The organism is Acidovorax sp. FG42, from assembly GCF_057809195.1.
Genome location: NZ_JBMDJM010000023.1, coordinates 39,323 through 63,414 on the forward strand (window position 1 = coordinate 39,323; position 24,092 = coordinate 63,414).

The 24,092-nt window shown below is 65.4% G+C and carries 22 protein-coding genes and 2 riboswitches; of the genes, 6 read left to right on the forward strand and 16 right to left on the reverse strand.

Translation table 11 applies throughout. The annotated features are described in order from the left end of the window. Positions 1-165 precede the first annotated feature (165 nt). The 3 genes from ACODSM_RS20345 (at position 166) to ACODSM_RS20355 (ending at position 2,064) form a co-directional block, all read left to right on the forward strand. Positions 166-651, forward strand: a complete 486-nt coding sequence (locus ACODSM_RS20345; protein ID WP_422849421.1) for a hypothetical protein — start codon at positions 166-168, stop codon at positions 649-651. 72 nt (positions 652-723) lie between these two features. Continuing rightward, positions 724-1,503, forward strand: a complete 780-nt coding sequence (locus ACODSM_RS20350; protein WP_488806685.1) for a 2OG-Fe dioxygenase family protein — start codon at positions 724-726, stop codon at positions 1,501-1,503. 123 nt (positions 1,504-1,626) lie between these two features. Continuing rightward, complete coding sequence (locus ACODSM_RS20355) at positions 1,627-2,064, forward strand: universal stress protein (protein WP_056067661.1); 438 nt, start codon at positions 1,627-1,629, stop codon at positions 2,062-2,064. Between the two features lie 68 nt (positions 2,065-2,132). On the opposite strand, the gene ACODSM_RS20360 is transcribed toward ACODSM_RS20355, so the two are convergent. The 4 genes from ACODSM_RS20360 to ACODSM_RS20375 all read right to left on the reverse strand — a co-directional run bounded on the left by ACODSM_RS20360 (position 2,133) and on the right by ACODSM_RS20375 (position 5,908). Continuing rightward, on the reverse strand, positions 2,133-3,116 hold the full coding sequence (locus ACODSM_RS20360) for a tripartite tricarboxylate transporter substrate binding protein (RefSeq protein ID WP_488806686.1): 984 nt from the start codon (positions 3,114-3,116) through the stop codon (positions 2,133-2,135). Between the two features lie 199 nt (positions 3,117-3,315). Further along, positions 3,316-4,500 (reverse strand): beta-ketothiolase BktB, encoded by a 1,185-nt coding sequence (bktB, locus tag ACODSM_RS20365; protein WP_110958877.1) that lies wholly within the window; start codon positions 4,498-4,500, stop codon positions 3,316-3,318. A gap of 91 nt (positions 4,501-4,591) precedes the next feature. Beyond that, positions 4,592-5,353: an SDR family NAD(P)-dependent oxidoreductase gene (locus ACODSM_RS20370; RefSeq protein ID WP_488806687.1), complete on the reverse strand. Its 762-nt coding sequence runs from the start codon at positions 5,351-5,353 to the stop codon at positions 4,592-4,594. 39 nt (positions 5,354-5,392) lie between these two features. Then, entirely contained in the window at positions 5,393-5,908 is a 516-nt protein-coding gene (locus ACODSM_RS20375; RefSeq protein ID WP_488806688.1) for a MarR family winged helix-turn-helix transcriptional regulator, read from the reverse strand. A 42-nt stretch (positions 5,909-5,950) separates the two neighbouring features. Between ACODSM_RS20375 and ACODSM_RS20380 the strand changes: the two genes are divergently transcribed. Next, positions 5,951-6,856 carry an EamA family transporter gene (locus tag ACODSM_RS20380; RefSeq protein ID WP_488806689.1) on the forward strand — a complete coding sequence of 302 codons (906 nt, stop codon included), beginning with the start codon at positions 5,951-5,953 and terminating at the stop codon, positions 6,854-6,856. Between the two features lie 71 nt (positions 6,857-6,927). Here ACODSM_RS20380 and ACODSM_RS20385 read toward each other — a convergent pair whose 3' ends face one another. Both ACODSM_RS20385 and ACODSM_RS20390 read right to left on the reverse strand, forming a co-directional pair. Further along, positions 6,928-7,590: an RluA family pseudouridine synthase gene (locus ACODSM_RS20385; protein WP_488806690.1), complete on the reverse strand. Its 663-nt coding sequence runs from the start codon at positions 7,588-7,590 to the stop codon at positions 6,928-6,930. Next, positions 7,577-9,829, reverse strand: coding sequence for a PAS domain-containing hybrid sensor histidine kinase/response regulator (locus ACODSM_RS20390; RefSeq protein ID WP_488806691.1), 2,253 nt, complete (start codon positions 9,827-9,829; stop codon positions 7,577-7,579). The genes ACODSM_RS20385 and ACODSM_RS20390 overlap by 14 nt, the downstream gene beginning before the upstream one ends. Before the next feature lie 249 nt (positions 9,830-10,078). On the opposite strand from ACODSM_RS20390, the gene ACODSM_RS20395 reads away from it, so the two are divergent. Beyond that, positions 10,079-10,735, forward strand: a complete 657-nt coding sequence (locus tag ACODSM_RS20395; protein WP_056067837.1) for an NAD(P)H-dependent oxidoreductase — start codon at positions 10,079-10,081, stop codon at positions 10,733-10,735. Between the two features lie 63 nt (positions 10,736-10,798). Here the strand turns inward: ACODSM_RS20395 and ACODSM_RS20400 are convergent, their stop codons facing one another. The 10 genes from ACODSM_RS20400 to ACODSM_RS20445 all read right to left on the reverse strand — a co-directional run bounded on the left by ACODSM_RS20400 (position 10,799) and on the right by ACODSM_RS20445 (position 22,996). After that, complete coding sequence (locus tag ACODSM_RS20400) at positions 10,799-12,169, reverse strand: MFS transporter (RefSeq protein WP_488806692.1); 1,371 nt, start codon at positions 12,167-12,169, stop codon at positions 10,799-10,801. Beyond that, positions 12,159-13,439: an acyltransferase family protein gene (locus tag ACODSM_RS20405; RefSeq protein ID WP_488806693.1), complete on the reverse strand. Its 1,281-nt coding sequence runs from the start codon at positions 13,437-13,439 to the stop codon at positions 12,159-12,161. Before ACODSM_RS20405 ends, ACODSM_RS20400 begins: the two co-directional genes overlap by 11 nt. A 45-nt stretch (positions 13,440-13,484) precedes the next feature. Beyond that, positions 13,485-14,555, reverse strand: coding sequence for a MerR family transcriptional regulator (locus tag ACODSM_RS20410; RefSeq protein WP_488806694.1), 1,071 nt, complete (start codon positions 14,553-14,555; stop codon positions 13,485-13,487). A 4-nt stretch (positions 14,556-14,559) separates the two neighbouring features. Next, positions 14,560-14,928 (reverse strand): FKBP-type peptidyl-prolyl cis-trans isomerase, encoded by a 369-nt coding sequence (locus ACODSM_RS20415; RefSeq protein WP_291444767.1) that lies wholly within the window; start codon positions 14,926-14,928, stop codon positions 14,560-14,562. Between the two features lie 208 nt (positions 14,929-15,136). Further along, on the reverse strand, positions 15,137-18,025 hold the full coding sequence (gene gcvP / locus ACODSM_RS20420) for an aminomethyl-transferring glycine dehydrogenase (RefSeq protein ID WP_488806695.1): 2,889 nt from the start codon (positions 18,023-18,025) through the stop codon (positions 15,137-15,139). A 114-nt stretch (positions 18,026-18,139) separates the two neighbouring features. Continuing rightward, complete coding sequence (gene gcvH, locus ACODSM_RS20425) at positions 18,140-18,514, reverse strand: glycine cleavage system protein GcvH (RefSeq protein ID WP_108625643.1); 375 nt, start codon at positions 18,512-18,514, stop codon at positions 18,140-18,142. Positions 18,515-18,594: 80 nt separating this feature from the next. Next, positions 18,595-19,737, reverse strand: coding sequence for a glycine cleavage system aminomethyltransferase GcvT (gene gcvT / locus ACODSM_RS20430; protein WP_488806696.1), 1,143 nt, complete (start codon positions 19,735-19,737; stop codon positions 18,595-18,597). Positions 19,738-19,786: 49 nt separating this feature from the next. Further along, positions 19,787-19,917, reverse strand: a riboswitch (glycine riboswitch). A gap of 13 nt (positions 19,918-19,930) precedes the next feature. After that, positions 19,931-20,036, reverse strand: a riboswitch (glycine riboswitch). A gap of 5 nt (positions 20,037-20,041) precedes the next feature. Beyond that, a complete protein-coding gene (locus tag ACODSM_RS20435) occupies positions 20,042-21,319 on the reverse strand; it encodes a TRAP transporter large permease (RefSeq protein ID WP_488806697.1) in 1,278 nt (425 codons plus the stop codon). Between the two features lie 85 nt (positions 21,320-21,404). Then, positions 21,405-21,899, reverse strand: coding sequence for a TRAP transporter small permease (locus ACODSM_RS20440; protein WP_060986835.1), 495 nt, complete (start codon positions 21,897-21,899; stop codon positions 21,405-21,407). A gap of 125 nt (positions 21,900-22,024) precedes the next feature. Then, entirely contained in the window at positions 22,025-22,996 is a 972-nt protein-coding gene (locus ACODSM_RS20445; RefSeq protein WP_060986836.1) for a TRAP transporter substrate-binding protein, read from the reverse strand. A gap of 455 nt (positions 22,997-23,451) precedes the next feature. Here ACODSM_RS20445 and ACODSM_RS20450 point away from each other — a divergent pair, with 455 nt between their 5' ends. After that, positions 23,452-23,910 (forward strand): Lrp/AsnC family transcriptional regulator, encoded by a 459-nt coding sequence (locus tag ACODSM_RS20450; RefSeq protein ID WP_488806698.1) that lies wholly within the window; start codon positions 23,452-23,454, stop codon positions 23,908-23,910. Positions 23,911-24,092: the final 182 nt, after the last annotated feature.

Below are 24,092 nucleotides of genomic sequence, written 5' to 3' on the forward strand. Positions count from 1 at the left end.
TGCCCACAATTGTCGCCATTGGCTGACATTGGGTAGCCTGTGAACGGTGTAAGGTACGGCACGCCATGTGACCCATCGTACGGCCAACCGTATGACTGACACACGGCCTCCTTCACCCTGCATCGATGTTCGTGTGCAGGGTGGGGCAGTCCGCAGGAGCTTTCCATGAAAAACAATCTATTTCCCACGATCCGCCTTCTTGTTTCTGGCGCGGCTGCCGCGGCGCTGCTGGGCCTGGGCGGCGGCGCCCATGCGCAGGCCTATGTCAACGCCACCGTGGGGGGCGAACTGGCTCCCGGTGTGTATGGCCGCATCAATATTGGCAACGCGCCACCACCACCGCTGCTATACGCAGAGCCCGTCATCATCCAGCGCCCTGCGGTGGTGGTGCCCCGTGCGCCCATCTACATGTACGTGCCGCCCGGCCATGCCAAGAACTGGAGCAAGCACTGCGCACGCTATAACGCCTGCAGCCAGCCGGTGTATTTTGTGCAGGAGCCACCTCCCCGCCGCGGCAACCCGCACCGCGGGCCCCATGGCCGGGACGACCGCCGCTGGGACCATGACCATCGCCACGATGACCGCCATGACCACGATCGCGGTCCCGGGCGCGGAGAAGGCCGTGGCAAGGGCCATGGCCATCGGGACTGAGCCCCCTGCATTTCGCAGGGTTTGCGCCCGCGCAGAAGAGGGGGCCGCACCAGCGGTTAAGCTCGGGCCTCTATGGCCCAAGTCTCCTTTTCTCCCCCTTTCACCCAACCGGCTGATGTTGCCAGCCAGTTGCGCCACAGCGGTTTTGCGGTGCTCAGCCCGGCCGCAGTGGCCGAGTGGGTCGGCTGTGATCTGTCGGCGCTCATGGCACTCATTACCGATTGGGCAGCTCTTCCTCCCGATGAATTTCTGAAGGATGGTGGCCGCTACCGTCGCCGCCGCCATGCCTGTTTTGTGCTGCAGCAGGGACAGATGCAGCAGGTGCCGCACCGTGCCCACTGGCAGCCAGTGGAGTACAACGCCCTGCACGGCGGCATGGAGCGCTGGTTTGCTCCCATGGAGCCCGCGACCGTAGCGCAGCCCGTGTGGCAGCAGTTGCTCGCCGCTCTGGCGGGCGTGTCGGACGCTGTGTTTGCCGGGCCTCAGGCCCCGGTGACCTGGTTTGTCGAGGCGCACCAGTTCCGCATCGACACCACTGACGGCATCGGCCGCCCCACACCCGAAGGTGCCCACCGCGATGGCGTGGATCTGGTTGCGGTGTTTCTGGTGGGGCGCGAGGGCGTCAAGGGCGGTGAGACGCGGGTGTTTGAGGCCAACGGCCCTGCCGGACAACGCTTTACGCTGACCGAGCCCTGGTCCCTGCTGTTGCTGGACGATGCGCGCATGATCCACGAGTCCACGCCTATCCAGCCGCTACAGGACGGGGGCTACCGCGACACCCTGGTGGTGACCTGCCGGCGGGGCAACTTCCAGGGTGCGGACGTGGTGGGGCAGGCGCCGTCGGGGGGGTGAACACTGCGGCAGAAGTGCATCCGATTTGATGCGAATCAAGATGCGGGGTATGGTGGCGGTTCACACTGTCGCCCATGGTCAGGCCACAAGCCTGGTCTCACCCCTCATTCAAGGAGTAGCACCATGTTCAAGCACATTCTGGTTCCTGTCGACGGTTCCAAGACCTCCATGCTGGCCGTCTCCAAGGCCGCAGGCCTGGCCAAGACCTTTGGCAGCGCCGTCACTGCGGTGTATGTGATCGACCCGTATCCCTTCACCGGCGTGGGTGCCGACTTTGCCTACGGACAGGCCCAATACATCAGTGCCGCCACGGCCGAGGCCAACGCAGCGCTGGATGCCACCAAGCAGGCCATGGCCGATGCGGGTGTGCAGGTCACCACCGTGGTGGGGGAGGGCCATGCAGTGCACGACGGCATCCTGCGCGCGCTGGAGAGCACGGGCGCCGACCTCATCGTGATGGGCTCGCATGGCCGCCGTGGCCTGGAAAAGCTGGTGCTGGGCAGCGTCACGCAGCGTGTGCTGGGTGTGGTGCACATCCCTGTGCTGGTGGTGCGGGACTGATTGTTTTTGCCCCATGCAAAACGGCTCCTTTCGGAGCCGTTTTTTATTGCAGCAAGCGCCGCAGGGGGTCACTCAATCTTTGCGCCCGAGGCTTCCACAATGCCCTTCCACTTGGCGTAGTCAGCCTTGAGCAGGGTGTTGAACTGAGCGGCCGACATGGCCTCGGGCTCGGCGCCCTGGGCGTGGATGGCGGCCTTCATTTCAGGGGTGGCCAGCAGCTTGTTGATTTCTGCATTGACGACGTTCACCACGGTGGCCGGTGTGCCGGCGGGCGCAAACACGCCGTACCAGGTGCTCACATCAAAGTCCTTGAAGCCCGATTCGGACACGGTGGGCACCTCGGGCATGGACGAGCTGCGCTTGGCCGAGGTCACGGCCAGCGGGCGCAGCTTGCCCGACTTGATCTGGGCCATGGCCGATGGCACCGAAGACATGAGCAAGTCCACGTTGCCCGACAGCGCATCCATCAGCGCGGGGTTGGAGCCCTTGTACGGGATGTGGCTGAGCTTGATGCCCGCAGCCTTCTCAAACAGGTCACCCGCCAGGTGGATGGAGGTGCCGTTGCCGGGCGACCCGTAGGTGATGGTGCCGGGCGCAGCCTTGGCGGCAGCCACCACGTCGGCCAGTGTCTTGAACTTGGAGTTGGCACTGGTGGCAATGACCACGGGCGTGTAGGCAACATGGGCCACGGCGGTCAGGTCCTTGGTGGGGTCCCAGGGCAGGTTCTTGTACAGCCAGGGGCCGATGACCAGGTTGTCCTTCTGGCCCATGACCAGCTCGTAGCCCGTGGGCGCGGCCTTGACGGCCTCGCCAATGCCGATGGTGCCGCCCGCGCCGGCGCGGTTGTCGGCCACCACGGTCCACTTGGCGCTCTCGGTGAGCTTGGTGGCCACCAGACGCGACAGGATGTCGGTGCCCCCGCCGGGCGGGAAGGGCACGATCAGGCGGATGGGCTTGGCCGGGTAGGCCGCCGCAGGGGCTGGCGCCTGGGCGTGGGCTGTGGTGCCCAGCGCGAAGGCGAGGGCGGTGAAGGAAAGCAGGGTGCGCATCATGGTGAGGGGTGTCTCCGTCGGTTCAGTGGTGTGCGGGCCGTCTTTGAGTTGCTGGGGGGCAGCTTCTGGGGCCCGGCTGATCTGGGGCAGCGGGCGCCAATGATCGCTGATCGACTGTGGCGCTCGCATTGCCAATAGCGGGTGGCAGCATCGCGGGTGGCGATGGCAGTGTGCGCACCCGCGTGCAGGTCAGTGCGGGTCAGAGGCGTTCAAAAATCGCCGCAATGCCCTGGCCGCCGCCAATGCACATGGTCACCAGCGCGTAGCGGCCCTGGATGCGTTGCAGTTCATGCAGCGCCTTCACCGTGATAAGCGCACCGGTGGCGCCAATGGGGTGACCCAGCGAGATGCCCGAGCCGTTGGGGTTGACCTTGGCGGGGTCCAGCCCCAGGTCTTTGGTCACGGCGCAGGCCTGGGCGGCGAAGGCCTCGTTGGCTTCGATCACGTCCAGGTCGTTGACGGTAAGGCCTGCCTTTTTCAGCGCCAGCTGCGTGGCGGGCACGGGGCCGATGCCCATGTACTTGGGGTCCACACCCGCATGGGCATAGGCCACCAGACGGGCCAGGGGCTTGGCGCCACGGGCCTTGGCGGCACCGGCTTCCATCAGCACCACGGCGGCGGCCGCGTCGTTGATGCCCGAGGCGTTGCCAGCGGTCACCGTGCCGTTTTCCTTGAGGAACACGGGCTTGAGCTTGGCCAGGTCGTCCATCGTGGCGCCGGGGCGGAAGTGCTCGTCGGTGGCGTACTGCACGTCGCCCTTCTTGCTCTTCAGGGTGACGGGCACGATCTGGTCCTTGAACAGCCCGTTTTGCGTGGCGCGTTCGGCGCGGTTGTGGCTCTCGACCGCCAGTTTGTCCTGGTCTTCACGGCTGATGCCCCACTTGGCGGCGATGTTCTCGGCCGTCACACCCATGTGGATGTTGTGGAAGGGGTCGTGCAGCGCGCCGATCATCATGTCCACCATCTTGGTGTCGCCCATGCGGGCGCCCCAGCGCATGTTCAGGCTGGCAAAAGGCACGCGGCTCATGTTCTCGGCTCCGGCGCCAATGGCCACGTCGGTGTCGCCCAGCAGGATGGACTGGCTGGCGCTGACGATGGCCTGCAGGCCCGAGCCGCACAGGCGGTTGACGTTGAACGCGGGCGTGCCCTCGGCGCAGCCGCCGTTGATGGCCGCCACGCGCGACAGGTACATGTCCTTGGGCTCGGTGTTGACTACGTGGCCGAACACCACGTGGCCCACGTCCTTGCCTTCCACGTTGGCGCGGGCGAGCGATTCGCGCACGACGATTGCACCCAGTTCTGTGGGGGGCACGTCCTTGAGGCTGCCGCCAAAGGTGCCAATGGCGGTGCGCACTGCGCTGACGACGACGACTTCACGGGTCATGGGGAGGTCCTTTCAGAGAAATTCAGGTCAAAACGGCTGCAAGCGCTAGTGAATCATGCGGTAGCAGCTATCAAATTAGGAGTAATCGGGCTCACGCCTCGCGCACGTCGGCCACCGGGTTGATGCCGAAGTCTGCGCGCTCCAGCCAGGCGAGCACGCGGGTGGCGGCGTCGGCGGGCGATGTGAGCTGGCCACCCGTCTTGAGGTTGGCGAAATTCTGGCGGTCCGGGAAGGCGGCCGGGTCGGCGCCGCGCAGCTGGACCTGCATGTCGGTGTCGATCACACCGGGAGCCAGCGAGCATACCTTGGCCCCATGGGGCTTGAGGGCCTCGTCCAGCGCCACGCAGCGCGTGAAATGGTCCATGCCCGCCTTGGCGGCGCAGTAAGCGGCCTGCGAGGCCATGGCCCGGCGGCCCAGGCCCGACGAGATGTTGAGCACCTTGCGCGGCACCGTCCAGGTGTCCGTCGCGCCCAGGAAGGCGGCGGTGAGCTGCATGGGCGCTTCCAGCCCCACACGCAGGGCGGTGGCCAGGTCGTCCACGTCACTGGCCGATAGCGGCGCAATGCGCGGGATCATGCCCGCGTTGTTGATGAGGGTGGCGCTGGCAAACGCCTGCGGGCCCTGGGCCTGCAGCCAGGCTTGCAGCTTATGGGCCGCCTGCTCGCCCTGCGACAGGTCTTGCTGCCACTGTTCAATGGTGACGCCTGCGGCCCGGGCCTCGGCGGCCAGGTCGTCGTTGGCACTGCGGGCAATGCAGATCAGGGTGTTGCCGCTGCGCAAAAGCTGCTGGGCCATGGCCAGGCCCATGCCGCGCGATGCGCCGGTAAGGATGTAGAGGTGGTTTTGAGGCATCCCGCCATGTTACTGCGCAGTACACAGGGGCGGGAGCCGTCACTGCCCTCTGCGTGACTCAAGAGATGCCAGCAGCAAGGCCAGCCGTGCGTCCAGAGCCGCTATGTCGGCCGCCTTGAGGGCCGAAAGGATGGGGTGTTCGTTGGCCACGTGGGCCTCCACCGCGCGGTCGATCAGCTCCAGCCCCTGGGGCGTGAGCTGCACCAGCGAGCTGCGGGCATCGGCCGGGTTGGGCAGGCGCTCAATCCAGCCCTGGCCTTCGAGCTTGGCCATGCGGTGCGTCATCGTGCCGGACGTGACCATGAGCGTGGAGAAAAGCGTGGTCGGCGCCAGGCAGTAGGGCGCGCCGCTGCGGCGCAGCGTGGCCAGCATGTCGAACTCCCAGCGGCTCAGGCCGAACTCGGCAAAGGTTTCATCCAGCCGCCGCTCCAGCAGCACGGCGCAGCGCTTGATGCGCCCGATGGGGCCCATGGGGCTGGCGTCCAGGTCGGGGCGCTCGCGCTTCCACTGGGCCAGGATGGCATCGACGGTGTCGGGTGGGCGTGGGGTGGCCATGGGCTTGTGGTGGTTGAATTGTCTTGAATTGAAGATAAATACATGACCTCTGCACAATCCACAGCAAGCTCTTCGGTATGGCTGGATGCGCTTGCCACGGCGCTCGGGCCCGTCATCTGGGGTTCGACCTACATCGTCACCACCGAGCTGCTGCCGCCCGACCGGCCCTTTACCGCCGCGCTGCTGCGCACCTTGCCCGCGGGCTTGCTGCTGGTGCTGTGGTGCCGCCGTTGGCCGGCCTGGGGCGATTGGGTGGGGTGGCGGCGCCTGCTGGTGCTGGCGGCGCTGAACATTGGCGTGTTCCAGGCGCTGCTGTTTGTGGCGGCCTACCGGTTGCCCGGCGGCGTGGCGGCCGTGGTGGGCGCTGTGGGGCCGCTGGTGGTGATGGGCCTGACCTGGGCGCTGGACCACCGGCGCCCGTCCGCACTGGCGCTGGCTGCGGGGGCTTTCGGTGTGCTGGGCATGGCGGCGCTGCTGTTGTCGCCCGGTGCGCGCTGGGACATGGTGGGCGTGGCGGCCGCGCTGGTGGGCACGCTGTGCATGGCGGCGGGCACGTTCTGGTCGCGGCGCTGGCTGTCTGACTTGCCGGTGCTGGCGTTTACCGGCTGGCAGTTGCTGGCGGGCGGCCTCATGCTGGCGCCGGTAGCGTGGGCGGTGGACCCGCCTTTGCCTGCACTCACCCTCACCAATATCGCGGGTTATTTGTACCTCAGCCTGGCAGGCGCGCTGGTGGCCTATGCGCTGTGGTTCCGTGGTATCGCGCGGCTGCCGTCGGTGGCGGTGTCGTCGCTAGGGCTGCTGAGCCCCGTCACGGCGGTGCTGCTGGGCTGGGCGCTGCTGGGGCAGGCCATGACGGGGGTGTCGCTGGTGGGCATGCTGGTGGTGCTGGCAAGCATCCTGGCCGTGCAGTGGGCCATGTCGCGCCCCGTGCCGCCGGGAGGGCGGTGACCAGCACATACTTTTGCTATCGAATGGATAGCGGTCTGCGCATGTTTCACTAGCGCTAGCGGGTAATTTGGCTAGAAATCGGCCGCCCACTCCAGTGCTACCGGCTCCCCCGTGCCGGGGTGCGCAAAGGCCAGGTGGCTGGCGTGCAGCAGCAGGCGTGGCGCCTGTGCCTGCGTGGCGGCATCGGCATACAGCGCGTCGCCCAGGATGGGGTGGCCGATGGCGGCCAGGTGCACGCGCAATTGGTGGGTGCGGCCGGTCAGGGGCTCCAGCTCAATGCGTGTGGTCTGTGCCGTCGCGTCGTGCGCCAGCGCGCGCCAGCGGGTCAGACTGGGTTTGCCCACGCCGTGGTCGATGACGCGCAGCGGGCGCCGCTCCCAGTCGGCGGCAATGGGCAGGTCGATCTCGCTCCAGTCGCCGCCCACGGTGCCCAGCCGGCCTTGCACCACCGCTTGGTAGCGCTTGTGCACCAGGCGCTCGGCAAACGCGTGACCCAGGCGGCGCTGCGCGTCGATGTGGCGTGCCATGAGAACCAGGCCCGAGGTGGCCTGGTCCAGCCGGTGCACGACGAGCGCACCGGGCCAGCGCAGCTGTGCGCGGGCACTCAGGCAGTCTTGCTTGTCGGGCCCCCGGCCGGGCACACACAGCAGGCCGGAGGGCTTGCACAGCACCAGCAGGTCATCGTCTTCGTACAGCGCCTGTACGCCATCTGCCACGGGCTCAGGCAGGGTCATGGCCCACGATCAGCCGCTGCACGGTGGCGCAGAGTTCCTCCACGTCGTTGGGTTTATGGATCAGGGCCTGCGCGCCTTCGGCCAGCGCGGCCTGTTCGATCTCGGCCGTGACGTAGCCCGAGGCCAGGGCCACGGGCAGGTCGGGGCGGATGAGGCGGGCCTCGCGCACCAGATCCACACCACAAAAGCCGGGCATGTTGTAGTCGGTCACCAGCAGGTCATAGGCCTGTGGGGCGGCCCGCAACGCGGCCGTGGCCTCGTGGGGGTCGGTATAGCCGCTGACCTCGTAGCCCCGGCGGCGCAGCAGGCGCTGTACCAAAAAGACCAGGGCCTGGTCGTCGTCCACGTACATCACGTGGTGCTTCTTGGCGGGTGTGGTGCTGGGCGGTGCGGTGTGGACTGGTGCGGACGCTGCAGCCTCGGTGGCTGGGGGCTGTGTCTGCGGCGCCGGGTGGGTGGGCACATCGGCCGCCGCGCTGGTTGGGGTGCTGGCCGTGGCATCAGTCGCTACCGGAAAGTACAGCGTGAACCGACTGCCCTGGCCGGGCGTGCTCTGCACGTCCACACCACCTTCGTGTGTGCGCATCACGCCGTGCACCACCGCCAGGCCCAGGCCCGTGCCCTGGCCCACGGGCTTGGTGGTGAAGAAGGGCTCAAAGATGCGTTCCAGCGTGGCGGCGTCCATGCCGGGGCCGGTGTCGCGCACCGTCAGGGCCACATAGTCGATGGGCGCGAGGCCGAGGCGTTCGGTGAGGCGCTGGTCGGGTTGCACCGTGGCGGCCTCCACATGGATGCTGCCGCGCTCGGTACCAATCGCATGGACGGCGTTGGTGCACAGGTTGAGCAGGGCCTGCTCGACCTGCGTGGCATCGGCCAGCACGGGCGGCAGGCCCGCCTGCAGCTGCATGTGCAGTTCGATGGCTGGGGGCAGGGTCACGCGCAGCAGGCGCTCGGTGTCGTGCACCACCTCGGCCAGCGACACGGCCGAGCGCTGCGGGGGCTCGTTGCGGCTGAAGGTGAGGATCTGGCGCACCAGGTCGCGCGCGCGGCGGCCGGCCTTGTCGATCTCCAGCAGGCTCTCCAGCACGGGCGAGCCTGCTGCGCAGTCGGCCTTGGCCAGCTCCACATTGCCCAGAATGGCGCCCAGGATGTTGTTGAAGTCGTGCGCAATGCCCCCCGCCATGGTGCCTACGGCCTGCATCTTGTGCGACTCGCGCAGCTGGGCTTCCAGTTCATTACGGTGCGCCTCGGCCTTTTTACGACCGGTGAGGTCGCGCGCGAACACGGTGGTGGTCTCGCCGCCGCCCACGCTTGCTGCATGGCGCTCGAACGACACGCTCACCTCCACCGCCAGCTCCTTGCCGCTGGCGGTGAGGGCCGTCATCTCGCCCAGCAGGGCCTGCGTGGTGAGCTGGGCAAATGCCAGCGCCTGCGCCGCGTCGGGCAAAAATCGGTCGAGCGTGCTGCCCAGCGCATCGCTGGCGCTGCACTGGAACAGCGCGGCCGCCGTGGGGTTGAAGACGGTGATGCGCTGGTGCTGGTCCACGCAGATGATGGCGTCCAGCGCGGAGTTGATGACGGCCTCCAGCCGCTTTTCGCTGGCGCGGATCTGCTCGTTGCGCTGCTGCAGGGTTTCGGCGCTGTGCTGCAAGGCCTGGCGCTCGGCCAGCAGCGGGCCCTGGTCGATCACGGCGCACAAAAACTGCGACAGCGGTGGGCCGCTGGTTTGCGGTGCCTCGATGTGGGCAATGTGCAGGTCGCCGGTGATGCGCGCGGCGTCGCTGATGAGGAAGACCACCTCCTTGACCTCGCTGTGCCCCAGGTCTTGCGCCTGGGTAAAGGCCTCGCGCACGCGGGCGGCGTCTTGCGGGCACACAAAGGGCATCAGCGCGGTCAGTGGCCGGTCGCGCTCGGTGGGCTGGAACGAGCGGTGCGCCATGGAGTTGGCCTGCACCACCATGTCGTGGTCATCCACCACCATGAGGGCCAACGGCACGCTGGCAAACAGGGTCTCGAAGCGTTCGTAGGCGCTCTCGGCCACGGCCTGGCTGTAGCGCAACACCTTGTTCTGGTTTTCCAGCTCGGCCTGGTAGGCGCGCAGATCGGCCACCAGGCCCTCTGCCGAAGCGCCGGGCGTGCGGGATGGGCTGGATGAGCTGGCAGGTGGGCGGGGCATGTGCTCTGCAGCTGCGGGCTGGCGGCCTGCAGGGTCCAGAAAAGACAGGTCGGGTTCACTCATGAAGGGGCGCGGTCAGCCGGGTGCGTGCCCGGGCGCTCGCCCAGGCTTTCTCAAGTGTACGCCTGCCCATCTGGCACCACGCAATGGCGGCTGCACCATCAGAGCGCGGTTGCAAAGCGCTTGTGGGTTGATTGTTGATGAATTGCGAACAATCCGTTTCTTTGGCAGGGCTTACCGAACCACCGTGGGGTGCCTACAGTTCCACCATCGATACATCCCTTGATCCACAACTTCTTTCAGGACGCTGCCATGACCACAGACACCACCCTCGCCCAACCCCTGCTGAACAAGCTGCAATGGCGCTACGCCGCCAAGAAGATGAACCCCGCCAAGAAGGTGCCGCAAGAGAAGGTGGAGCGCATTTTGGAAGCCGCCCGCCTGGCGCCCACCTCCAGCGGCCTGCAGCCGTTCGAAATCATCGTGGTGACCGACCCCGCTGTGCGCGCCAAGATCCAGCCCATCGCCTGGAACCAGGCCCAGATCACCGACGGCTCGCACCTGCTGGTGTTTGCGGCCTGGGACAACTACACGGCCGACCGCATCAACATGATGTTCGACCTGACCAATGACCAGCGTGGCTTCAAGAACGAAGGCTGGGAAAACTACCGCCAGATGCTGCTCAGCAGCTACCCCCAGCGCGATGCCGAAGTGAACTTCCAGCACGCAGCCCGCCAGGCCTACATCGGCATGAGCGCAGCCCTGATCGCTGCGGCCTTTGAAGAAGTGGACTCGACGCCCATGGAAGGCTTCGACCCCAACGCGCTGGATGAAATCCTGGGCCTGCGGGCACGCGGCCTGCGCAGCGTCGCCATCTTGCCGCTGGGCTACCGCGCCGACGAAGGCGACTGGCTGGTGAACTTGAAGAAGGTGCGCCGCCCCCGCGAGCAGTTCGTGACCGAAGTCTGAGGATCTCCTCCTCAGGCACAAAAAAGGCTGGACAGTGGTCCAGCCTTTTTTGCGTGGGGAGCCTCAGCGTGTGGCGGGCGCTGCATCCGTCACGCGGCGCATGGGTGTGAGCACAAAGGCCAGTGCCGCCAGCACCACCAGCGTTCCGCCGCTGGCCGCGAACAGCTGGGTGAGCGTGATGCTCTTCATCACCCAGCCGGTGACGGCGGCCGAGATGGGTGCCAGGCCCATGAAGATGAACATGAACAGGCTCATCGCGCGGCCCAGCAGGGCGGGCGGGACCCGGTGCTGGATCCAGGTGAACACGCTCACCTGCATGAAGCCGCCAAGCAGGCCGATGACCAGCATCAGCACCGCGCCCTGCCACACGGCGGTGATCAGGCCCAGCGGCATGAACAGCGCGCCAATGATGGCGTCGAACGCCAGGATGGTCATGCCCAGGCTGCCGAACCGCAGCCGGGGCACCATGCCCGACACCACCATGCCCAGCAGCGTGCCCGCACCATGGGCGCCCACGATGATGCCGAAGGCGGCGGCACCGAGCTGGGGGCTGCTGCTGGCCAGCACCGGAATGGCGATATGGATGGGACCCATGATGAACAGGGCAATGGCGCTCCAGTACAAAAAGCAGGTGCGCAGCTCGTTGTCACGCCAGAAGTGACCGAGGCCCTGCGCCACCGATGCGAGCACCGCCTGTGGCGCGACCGTGGGGGCGGAAAGGCCCGCAAGGCCTACAAGGGGCTGCACCTTGGACAGCGTCCAGGCCGACACGGCGAAGCTCAGCGCATCCAGCGCGAAGGCGATGCCGATGCCAGTGGCGTTGGCGTGTGCTGGCGCATCCGCAGCGGTGTGGGCCGCGCCACCGGCGCCAAACAGTGCAATCAACAGCCCCGCGAGCAAGGGCCCCAGGAACATCGTCAGCTGCCGCAGGCCCAGGCTGATGCCGTTGGCGGCCTGCAGCTGGGGGCGTGCCACCACCGACGGCATCATGGCCGTGCCGGCCGGAATGCTGAAGGCCGTGGCCAACCCAATGCCCAGCGACAGCGCATACACCATCCACAACGACAGCGTGCCAGCAAACACCAGCCCAGCCAGCGCGGCCAGCAGCACCAGGTTGACGTATTTGGTGATCATCAGCACCTGCTTGGGCGAATGGCGGTCCACCAGCGCGCCGCCGATCAGGATGAACAGCGCGCGTGGCACGCTGATGAGGGCCAGCACGGTGCCCAGCACCAGCGTGTCGCCCGTCATCTGGAGCACCAGCCAGGGCAGCGCGATCAGCGTGAACTGGTCGCCCAGCATGGACAGGGCTGAGCCGCCAATCATCCAGCGGAAGTTGCGGTCCTTTAGCAGCGCGGCGCGCGGGTCTGCGGGTGGGGTTGCAGGGCCTGCGCCGGGTAAGGGGGCAGGACGGGGTGAGGTATCAGGTCGCATGAGCGAGGTCTCCCAAAGAATGACGGGTGTGCGTGCGCCCCGTGAGCAAGCGGCCCACCGCGGTAAAACGCACAAACAGGTGGTAGCTGGTCAGGCACAGGGCCGTTGTGGCCAGCACGTTGATCAGCATCTTGGCCAGGGCTGGGATAGGCAGGCCGTACAGCAGCGCACCCAGGCCGATCGTGAGTGGCAGGTGCACCAGGTACACCCAGTACGAGCTGTCGGCCAGGTAGGCCAGCCAGGCGCGGGGCTGGCCCACATGGCGGAGAAACAGCCCGATCAACGCAAAGCTCCAGAGCCACGACGCGCTGTTGTAGGCCAGCGCCATCCAGAACTGCAGGTGGCGCGTGGCCGATACGGGCGCGGCCAGCAGATCGGTAAACGCCCCGGTGACCAGCACCAGCACAAAGGCCGATGCCTCGGGCTGAGCCAGCACCTCTGCCAGCAGCGCGGTGAGCAGAAAGCCCACCAGCCCCAGGCCCGCCAGCGCAGGCCAGTGCCGTTCATAGCGTGTCATCAGCGCCTTGCGGTGCACATACAGGCACAGGCCAAAGCCGTAAAACAGTCCGTTGTGTATCCATTCCGCCAGCGGCGGCAGAAAGGAACCGCTGGGCGTGACGATGCCGTGGTCGTAGCCCGCGCCAATCCAGGCCAGCGGCAGGGTGAGCGCCAGCAGACCGGTGGGCGTGCCACCCAGCCAGAGGGCGCTGCGTTGCAGGGCCTGCTGCATCTTGTGTGGCAAGACTCGCACCGCTGTCCATGCCACGGGCGTCAGCAGCGCCAGCCACAACAGCATCCACAAGAACCACAGGTGCATGGTGGGCGGACCCTGGGGCACGTTGGGGCCCCGGGATAGCAAGCTACGGTCCACGCCCCAGGTGCCATAGGCCATGCGGTGCAGGAACATCAGCCCGAGCAACGCGCAGCCCACGAACAGCGGCGGCCAGAACAGCGCAAAGGGCAGTCCCAGGCGGCGCAGCCGGTTGCGCACCATGCCAGCCAGCCCGTGCCGTTGGACCAGTGCCGCCACGAAGAACCCGGCGAGGATGAAAAACAAGGGCATGCGAAAGGCATGGATCACCGCCACCAGCAGGTCCGCCATGGGGCTGGACTGGTCGTCGTGCCAGGGCAGGGGCGATGGCCGGCTCATGTAGAGCACCGAGACATGCAGCACGATGCCCAGCCACATCATGGTGGCGCGCAGGTTGTCCAGCGCGTGCAGCCGCCGGGTGGGGCCGGAGCTGCTGGAAGAGGGTGTCGATCCGTTCATGGGGACCGACTGTGAGGCCTCACGTTGCGTGAGGGTCAAGCACTTTCAGTGGCTTTTTGGCGACGGTGTGGCCGCCTCAGGGGCGGCAGCTGCAGCGGTCCAAGTAGGCGTTGGCATCGCCTGTGCCAGCGCTGCCTGCAGGTAGGCACGCACAGGCGCGCTCAGCGGCGAGCCGGCCTGCAACAGCGGCTCGTTGGCCGACGCCGTGAGCAGCTTGTGGCGCAATTGCGCATCGTTGCGTGTCAGCTGGTTGAACAGCGCGTTCCAGCGCAGGGCCGCAGCCGCTGCGTCGGCGTGGTGGGTGGGTATCTGGCGGTCGAGCAACTGTTGCACATCGCGTTCCAGCGCCGACCAGGCGGTGTGCGGCACATGGCCCAGCGTACGCAGGTCGTCGCGGGTCAGGTATTTCATCAGCAATGCCAGGCGAAGATCGATGGCGGCCTCCACATAGGCAATCATGTCACCGGGCGGCGCATGGTTGCGCCCCTGGGCGCTGGGCTCGGTGCGGAACATGTGGCCCCAGCGTTCCAGCAGATCGAGGTCGCCCCCCATCCAGTGCAGCATCAGCGCCATCCAGCGGTAGGCCAATGCCTGTACTTCGGGCGAATCGGGTGGCAGCTGGCGGTCCATGGCACTGCGCACCAAGTCTTTCACAATGAGCCAGTCGGCCTCGATCAGGCTCCAGTTGGTGAAGATCTGCTTGAGTTCGGTGGTGCTGAAGTACTTGCCATAGGTCGTCATCAGCGCCAGCGCTTCGAGCCAGTTGCCCATGTCGGGCTCGGCACCCGCCATGAGACCGTCGCGCAGCATGGTCAGGCGCCCGCGCAGCTCTGTGGCCTGGGTGATCTGCTGGTCCAGCGCGCGGATCTGCTGGCCGATGATGCGCTCGGGTGCTACCCCGTCGCCCGCCAGCAGCTCGGCAATGTCGCTGAGCGCCAGGCCCATCTGGCGCATGGTTTGGATGCCATGCAGCCGCTGCACGTCAGCCTGGCTGTACAGGCGGTACCCTGCGTCCGACCGGCCCGAGGGCTTGAGCAGTCCGACCTCGTCATAGTGGTGCAGCGTGCGCACCGTGAGCCCGGTGCGCCGCGCGAGGTCGCCGACCTTCAGCAGCATGGGATCAGCGGCCGACGGAGATCAGCTCGATCTCGAAGTTCAGCGTGGCGTTGGGGGGAATCACGCCGCCCGCACCGGCTGCACCATAGGCGATGGCAGGTGGGCAGGTCAGCTTGGCCTTGCCACCGGGCTTCATGCGCTGCACGCCTTCGGTCCAGCAAGGGATCACGCGATTGAGCGGGAACGAGGTGGGTTCGCCGCGCTTGTAGGAGCTGTCGAACTCCTTGCCGTCGAGGAACGTGCCCTTGTAGTGCACCTTGACCGTGTCGGTGGCCTTGGGCGATTCGCCCGTGCCGTCTTTGAGTGATTCATAAATCAAGCCGCTGGCCGTTGTGACGGGCTTGGAGGTCTGGGCCATGGCGGCGGGGGCCATCACAACGGTGGCGAGCAAGAGGCACAAGAGGTTTCGCAAAGGGGGCTCCTGAAAGAGTGAATCACAACGCAGCCCGCGATCTTATGCGCGTTCGTGCCACGGCCTGTGGGAGCGGCACCACGAAAAAAGCCCTGGGCACGCGAGCGCCAGGGCTTGGAAGGCCAAGAGCCACGGCAGCGGACGCGCCGCCGGGGTCGCTATGGCAGGGTCAGGCGTAGTCGCTCACCGGGATGCAACTGCAGCTCAGGTTGCGGTCGCCCCACACGTTGTCCACGCGGCCCACGGGCGACCAGTATTTGTTGCTGCGCAGTGCAGCCACGGGGTAGGCAGCCGCTTCGCGGGTGTAGGGGCGGTTCCACTCGCCGCTCAGCAGGCTTTCTGCGGTGTGCGGGGCGTTCTTGAGCGGGTTGTTGTCCTGCGGCAGCTTGCCTGCTTCGATCTGGCGGATCTCGTCGCGGATGGCGATCATCGCGTCGATGAAGCGGTCCAGCTCAAACAGGGTTTCGCTCTCGGTGGGCTCCACCATCAACGTGTTGGGCACCGGGAAGCTCAGCGTGGGCGCGTGGAAGCCGTAGTCAATGAGGCGCTTGGCCACGTCTTCGGCCATCACACCGCTGGTGTCCTTGAGCTGGCGCAGGTCCAGAATGCACTCGTGGGCCACATGGCCGTTTTCGCTCGCGTACAGCGTGGGGTAGTGGTCCTTGAGGCGTGCGCTGATGTAGTTGGCGCTCAGGATGGCGGTTTCGGTGGCCGCCTGCAGGCCTTCGGCGCCCATCATGCGGATGTACATCCAGCTTATGGGCAGCACGGCAGCGTTGCCCAGCGGGGCAGCGCTGACGGCGCCCACGCCGCCTGCCACGCCCGCTGTGGCATGGCCGGGCAGGAAGGGCACAAGGTCTTCCACCACGCAGACGGGGCCGACGCCGGGGCCGCCACCGCCGTGGGGGATGCAGAAGGTCTTGTGCAGGTTCAGGTGGCTCACGTCGCCGCCAAACTCGCCGGGGGCGGCCACACCGACCAGTGCGTTCATGTTGGCGCCGTCCACGTACACGCGGCCGCCGTGGCTGTGCACCAGGGCGCACAGCTCTTTCACGCTGGTCTCGAACACGCCGTGCGTGCTGGGGTAGGTGATCATCACGGCGGCCAGGTTGGCGCTGTGTTGTTCGCACTTGGCTTTCAGGTCCACCAGGTCCACGTTGCCATTGGCATCGCAGGCCGTCACCACCACCTGCATGCCCACCATCTGGGCGCTGGCGGGGTTGGTGCCGTGTGCGCTGCTGGGGATCAGGCAGATGTTGCGGTGGCCTTCGCCACGCGACTCGTGGTAGCCCTTGATGGCCAGCAGGCCAGCGTATTCGCCCTGCGAGCCCGCGTTGGGCTGCAGGCTGATGCCCGCGTAGCCCGTGGCCTGGCACAGCCAGGCGCGCAGCTGCTCGTCCAGCTCCTTGTAGCCCACCAGCTGGTCCGCGGGGGCGAACGGGTGCACGTTGGCGAACCCGGGCCAGGTGATGGGGATCATCTCGCTGGTGGCGTTGAGCTTCATGGTGCACGAGCCCAGCGGGATCATGCTGCGGTCCAGTGCAAGGTCCTTGTCGGACAGCTGGCGGATGTAGCGCAGCATGCCCGTCTCGCTGTGGTGGGTGTTGAACACCGGGTGCGTCAGGTAGCTGCTTGCGCGGCGCAGCTCGGTGGGGATCAGCGGCTCCACGCCCTTTTCAAACGCATCGAAGGTGGGCAGCGCCTGGCCGTCCTTGGCGAAGATCTTCCAGAGCAGCTCGATGTCGGCGCGTGTGGTGGTCTCGTCCAGCGAGATGCACAGGTACTCTTCAAAGTAAATTCGCAGATTGGCGCCCATCTGCACTGCGCGAGCAGCTATGGATTTGGTAGCGGCGCCGGTGTGCAGACTCAGCGTGTCGAAGGTCGCCTGCTCACGCACTGGGGCGCCCAGCTGCTTCAGGCCCTGGGCCAGGACGGCGGTATAGGCAGCCACGCGCTGTGCAATGCGCTTGAGGCCTTCGGGGCCGTGGTACACGGCGTACATGCTGGCGATCACGGCGGGCAGTACCTGGGCCGTGCAGATGTTGGAGGTGGCCTTTTCGCGGCGGATGTGCTGTTCGCGCGTTTGCAGGGCCAGGCGGTAGGCGGGCTTGCCATGCACGTCCACGCTCACGCCCACCAGGCGGCCAGGCATGCTGCGCTTGAATTCGTCGCGGCAGGCCATGTAGGCAGCGTGGGGGCCCCCGGCGCCCATGGGCATGCCAAAACGCTGGGTGGTGCCCACCACAATGTCGGCACCTTGTTCGCCGGGTGGCGTGATGAGGGTGAGCGCCAGCAGGTCGGCCGCCACGATGAAGGCAGCTTGCTTGGCATGGGCCTTTTCCACGTCGGCACGCAGGTCGTCAATGCGGCCGCTGGTGGCGGGGTATTGGGCCAGCACGGCAAAGTAGTCGCCGTCCAGCAGGGTGTTCCATTCTTCGGCCGAATTGGCCAGGCGCACTTCCAGGCCCAGGGGCTTGGCGCGGGTCTGGATGACTTCAATGGTCTGCGGGTGGGCGTCGCCCGCCACCACAAACACGTTGCTCTTGCTCTTGACCGAGCGCTTCGCCAGCGTCATGGCCTCGGCGGCGGCGGTGGCTTCGTCCAGCATGGATGCGTTGGCAATCGGCATGCCCGTCAGGTCGCACACCATGGTCTGGAAGTTGACCAGGGCCTCCATGCGGCCTTGGGAGATTTCGGCCTGGTAGGGCGTGTAGGCGGTGTACCAGGCGGGGTTCTCCAGAATGTTGCGCAGGATGACGCCGGGCGTGTGCGTGCCGTAGTAGCCCTGGCCGATGAAGCTCTTGAGCAGCTGGTTCTTGCCCGCGATGGCCTTGAGTTCTGCCAATGCGGCCGCTTCGGTGAGCGGCGCAGGCAGGTCCATGCCCCGGCTGCGTGCAATGGAGCGCGGCACGATGGATTCGATGAGCGCACGGCGCGAGGCCTCGCCGATCACCGACAGCATGTGCGCTTCGTCGGCCGCGTCGATGCCGATGTGGCGGGGCAGGAATTCGGTGGCGTTTTCAAGCGCGCCAAGGGGGGTGGCGGATTGCATCAGCATGGGGCAGTCTCGTAGGTCGCAGCGGGTTGGGGGCGGTGCCGGGAATAGAGCGCGCACGCGACAGGGCGGCGGGCCGGGCATGGCCCGGCGCCATGCCCTCTGAGTCAGCAGGGATCAGGCGTTCTTGGCGAACTCGGTGTAGGTAGCTTCGTCCAGCAGGGCGTCGAGTTGGCTCGCGTCGGCCAGCTTGACCTTGAAGAACCAGCCAGCGCCCAGCGGGTCGCTGTTGGCAAGGGATGGGTCGGCACGCAGGGCTTCGTTCACTTCGACCACTTCGCCAGAGACGGGCATGTACACATCGGCGGCGGCCTTCACGGACTCGACCACACCTGCCACTTCGCCCTGGGCAAAGCTCTTGCCCACTTCGGGCAGGTCTACAAACACCACGTCGCCCAGAGCGTCCTGCGCGTGGACGGTGATGCCCACCACCGAAGCGTTAGCGTCAGCGGCATTGATCCATTCGTGGTCTTTGGAGAATTTGATCGTCATGGGAAGCTCCTCAAGCAAAGGAAAAAAGTAAAGGAATCTGCAATGTAAGCGGGCGCAGCTTCTGCGCTTCGCTGATGAAATCAGCCGCGGTAGTAATTGGCCGGCACAAACGGCATGGCGCGCACTTCCATGGGCACCACCTTGCCGCGCACGATGGCGTTGACACGGGTGCCGATGGCGGCAAAAGCTGGCGTGACGTAGCCCATGGCCACAGGTTCGTTCACCGTGGGGCCCAGCAGGCCACTGGTGACTTCGCCGATCTTCTGGCCGTCCGTGCTCTGCAGTTCGGTATGCTCGCGCACCGGCACACGTTCCAGCGCGACCAGACCCACACGCTTGCGCGCCAGGGTGGCGGGGTTGTCGATCTGTGCAAGCACCTTGTCGGCACCGGGGAAGCCGCCTGCACGCGCGCCACCGGTGCGGCGCACCTTCTGGATGGCCCAGTTCAGCGCGGCTTCGGGGGGCGTGGTGGTGGTGTCGATGTCGTTGCCATACAGGCACAGCCCTGCTTCGAGGCGCAGCGAGTTGCGCGCGCCCAGGCCGATGGGTTTCACTTCGGGTTGGGCCAGCAGGGCGCGGGCGAGCGTCTCGGCCTGCGCAGCGGGCACCGAGATTTCAAAGCCGTCTTCGCCGGTGTAGCCGCTGCGGGTCACAAAGCAGTCGCAGCCAGCAATGTTGAATGCTCCACCGGTCATGAACACCAGCTTTTCCACTCCGGGCGCGAGGCGGGCGAGGGCGGTGACGGCCTGTGGGCCCTGCAGAGCGAGCAGGGCGTGGTCGGGCATGGGCACCACCTTGCAGCGCTGGCCGATGTGGGCCTGGATATGGGCAATGTCGCCCACCTTGCAGGCGCCGTTGACAATGACGAACAAGGTGGGCTCGCCATCCACCACGCCCTGGTTGAAGAACATCAGATCGTCAATGATCGTGCCTTCGTCGGTCAGCAGCAGACCGTAGCGCTGCTTGCCCACGGGCAGGTCGATCACATCCACGGGCATCAGGGTTTCAAACGCTGCGGCAGCATCGGCGCCAATGAGTTTGAGCTGGCCCATGTGCGACACGTCAAACAGGCCGGCGGCAGTGCGGGTGTGCACATGCTCGGCCATCAGGCCTGAGGGGTACTGCACGGGCATGGAATAGCCTGCAAAAGGCACCATGCGGGCGCCCAGCTCGATGTGCAGGGCGTTCAGAGGCGTGGTGAGCAGGGGGGCAGTGGCTGACATGGCGGAACTCCGGGGCAAATGGGGGCCGCAGCCAAATGGTGGCCACGGGATTTGCCCTGCTGTCCGCTTTACCTGAGAGATTCACCGCAGCGCCCTGGCTGGCCATACGGTTTGCTCCTTCGGTGGATGGCCTGCACACAGATTTTTACTGTGGGGCCATCTCTCTCCAGCAAGGGAACGCCCGCATCGCTGCGGGCGGTTGCCAGTCCTTTTGCCTGAGCGTTCGGCGGGTGCCTGCGCCTTCGGCGGTGCTGCGCGTCCTGGGGACAAGACGGAGCACTCTCTCCTGACCGGGCGATTCTAACTACTTTGCGTAGATCAGATCCCGAAGTGCCAACGAGATCGATGGCACGTAGGTGATGATCAAAAGGCACACCAGAATCACGCCGACGAACGGCAGCAGGTGCTTGATGATCCGGTCCAAGGAGATTCTGGCCACCGTACAGGCAGCAAACAGGTTCACTCCGAACGGGGGCGTGATCATGCCCAGCGCCAGGTTCACCACCATGATGAGGCCGAAGTGCACGGGGTCCACACCGAAGTGCATGGCCACAGGCGCGAGGATGGGGGCCAGCACGATGATCGCCGCGCTGGTCTCGATGAACATGCCGATCACAAACAGTGCCGCGTTCACGCCCAGCAGGAAGAGGGCTGGGGACTGCAGAACCGCCTCCAGCCAGCGGCCGATGGCATCGGGCACGCCCGCGCGCGTAATGAGGAATGCAAACAAGCCGGCGTTGGCAATGATGAACATGATCACCGCCGACGAGATGGCCGATTTGCGCAGGATGGCGAACAGGTCCTTGAGCTTGATCTCGCGGTAGATGACGATGCCCACCACCAACGCGTAAAACACGGCGACGGCTGATGCCTCTGTGGGGGTGAACACGCCGCCATAGATGCCGCCCAGGATGATCACCGGCATCAGCAGCGCCCAGCCCGCCTGCAGCGCGGCCTTGCCAAAGGGCATGCGCCCATCGCCGTCGTTTTTGCCCCAGCCCTTGTACTTGCAGTACAGCCAGACAAACAGCATCAATGCGGCGCTGATCAGCAGCCCGGGGCCGAAGCCGGCGATGAACAGCTCACCAATCGACACCTCGGCGCTCACGCCGTACAGGATCATCGGAATGGAGGGCGGGATGATCACGCCCAACTCGGCACTGGTAGCCTGCAGCGCGGCAGCGTAGCTGGTGGGGTAGCCATGCTTGATGAGTGCGGGAATCAGGATGGCGCCAATCGCAAACGTGGTGGCGACCGACGAGCCGGACACGGCCGCAAAGATCATGCAGGTCAGCACACAGGTCATGGGCAGGCCACCCTGCACGCCGCCGACTATGCTCTTGGCAAACTCCACCAAACGGCGCGAGATGCCTCCGGTCTCCATCAGGTTGCCCGCGAGGATGAAGAAGGGGATGGCTGCGAGCGGAAACTTGTTGATGGCCCCGAACATCTCCTTGACGGAGATGAGCATGTTCGCGTTGGAGGCCTGGATGCCCAGGATGGACGCCAAACCGATGGACACAGCCACCGAGACGGTGAGTGCAAAGCACAGCACCATCGTTGAAATCATGACCAAACTCATAGTTGGACCCCCACGCTCGGCATTGCATGTCCTTGCTGCCCCCCAAGGGGGCCGTTCACTGGCTTGAGGCGGCTCGGCGCGGCGTTCATTGAGCAGTCTCCAGTTCCATACGCAGGGGATCAATGAGGTTGCCAATGATGCCGACGATGCAAAAAAGCCCCCCCACCGGCATGGCGAGGTAGGCCCAGAACATGGACACGGACTCCAGCCCGGCCATGCTCTGCACCCCACCGCGCTGCGCGTAGTCCCAGCCGTACCAGATGATGATGCCGATGAGGGCCAGGGCCGCCAGTGCGACCACCCAGTCCAGCACCCGTTTGATGCGTGGCGGGCTCCAGCGGTACAGCACGTCCACGCTCACCATCGCGCCCTGGCGAAACGCGGCCGGGATGGCCAGGAACACCATCCAGATCAGGCTGAAGCGGATGAGCACTTCGGTCCATTCGGCGGGCTGCTCCAGCACAAAGCGCGTCACGATCTGGAACATGCCCAGGGCCGAGGCCAGGGTCAACATGGCGCAAGCGCCCAGCATGGCGATGAAGGTGGTCCATCGCTCAAAGGTAAGAAAAGCGTTTTTCATGGGGCGATGCCGACCATGGGCAGGTAGGAGGTGATCAGAACCAGCGATGGCTCAAGAATAAAAACGCCCGATAGCGCAATGGCTACGGGCGTTATTAGCTACAAAGGTAATAGCAAAGACCCAAATTACTTGACGTCGCGGATCTTGTCGATGGCAGCCTTGCCGAACTGCTTTTCAAACTCGGCGTTCACAGGGGCCAGAGCCGCCACAAACTTGGCCTTGTCCACATTGTCGATCACGGTCATGCCCTTGGCGCGCAGGTCAGCCACGCCCTTGGCGTCGTCTTCGTCCACACGTGCACGGTTGGCCTTGGTGCCTTCCTTGGCTGCGTCAATGAAGGCCTGCTTGTCGGCTGCCGAAAGCTTGTCGAAAGCTGCCTTGTTCATCACGAAGATGCAGGGCGAATACACATGGCCGGTGAGGGTGAGGTGCTTTTGCACTTGGTCGAATTTGGCCGAGATGATGACGGACAGCGGGTTCTCCTGGCCGTCCACCGTGCCCTGTTGCAGCGCCGTGAACACTTCAGGGAAGGCCATGGGCGTGGTGATGATGCCAAAGCCCTTGTACGCGGCAATGTGCACGGGGTTTTCCATGGTGCGCATCTTCAGGCCCTTCAGGTCACCGGGCTCCTTCACGTCGCGCTTGCTGTTGGTCATGTGGCGGAAGCCGTTCTCGGCCCAGGCCAGTGCCTTGAAACCCTTGGCGTCGAACTTTGACAGCAGGTCCTGGCCGATAGGACCGTCCAGCACCGCACGTGCATGGGCTTTGTCGCGGAACAGGAAGGGGACATCCAGGATCTTGGTCTCGGGCACAAAGTTGGGCACAGGGCCTGTGGAGCTGAAGGCCAGTTCCTGGGTGCCCAGTTGCACGGCTTCGATCGATTCGCGCTCGCCTCCCAAGGCGCCGTTGTAGAACGTCTGGATCTTGTAGCGGCCCCCCGTGCGTTTTTCGACCTCTTTGGCAAACGTGTCGATGGCTACACCCTGGTGGGAGTTCTGGGCCGTCGAGATGCTGATGCGCATGGTGGTCTGCGCAGCAGCGGTGGCCACAAAGCCGAGCGCGAGGCTCAGTCCAACGACGAGTTTGGTCAATTGCATGGTGTCTCCTGTTGATGTTGGGGCACGGGATTGGGGCACTTGGGCTCCTGGCAGAGCCGCCCCTGGCCTTGGTCAAATTATGGCGGTGCAGCATGGCCGCAGGCATCCGGGTTTGTGCTGGTAAGCGTGCTTATCAACTGGGTCACCCGGCGTTTGCAGTTGCATTGGCGACACCTCCTTGGAGCGGAGCGGTTGAGGCCCGTACGTAGTCCGCACGCCACCGACGGATGCAAGCGGCTATTCACTATTCAGTGTGTGGAGGCATCTGGAATGCCAAGGGCCCCGTGCTGGCGGTAACCAGCCGGGGCCTTGTCAATTTGTGCGCTCCGGTAAGAGCGCCTTGATGGAAGAAGTATGCGCCGGGTGCTGCAGATGAATTTGCTGAATTTGGCGCATTCTGTTGAACATGCAGAATAATTTTCTGCATCTGAATGATTTGCTGAATAATCAGGCCGATGGATCGACTGGATAGAAAAATTCTCGCTGTCTTGCAGGCCAACGCTCGCGCCAGCCTGCAAGAAATAGGGCAGACCGTGGGCCTGAGCCCGTCGCCCTGCTGGGGGCGCATCAAAAAGATGGAAGAGGCGGGTGTCATCCAGGGCTACACGGTGCGCATCAATCCTCAGTCCCTTGACCTGGCCGACACGGTACTGGTGCAGGTCACCCTCGACAGCCATTCGGACAACACACTCGAAAAGTTTGGCGAGACACTGGCCAGCATTCCCGAAGTGATCGAGGCGCACCTGGTCTCCGGTGACTACGACTACCTGCTGCGCATCGTCGTCAAGGACACCCGCGATTACGAGCGCCTGCTGCGCGAGAAGCTCTACAAGATTAAAGGCATACGGCACAGCCGCTCCAGCTTTGTGCTGCGGACCTTGAAGAAGGCAGACCTGCCCTTGTTCACCGGGTAGGCCGTTCATGTGGCGTGGCAAGACGCCGGAGATTTCTTGCAGATAACTGGCAACGCACTTTTGGCCAGCGCCCCAACTGCGAGCAGTTCTGCGTTGTGACCTTGAAATGCGACGGCACAATCGCTTTTACAGCGCGGTGTCTGCCGGAAAAAGGCGGCTGGATTTCCACACCGCGCACCATC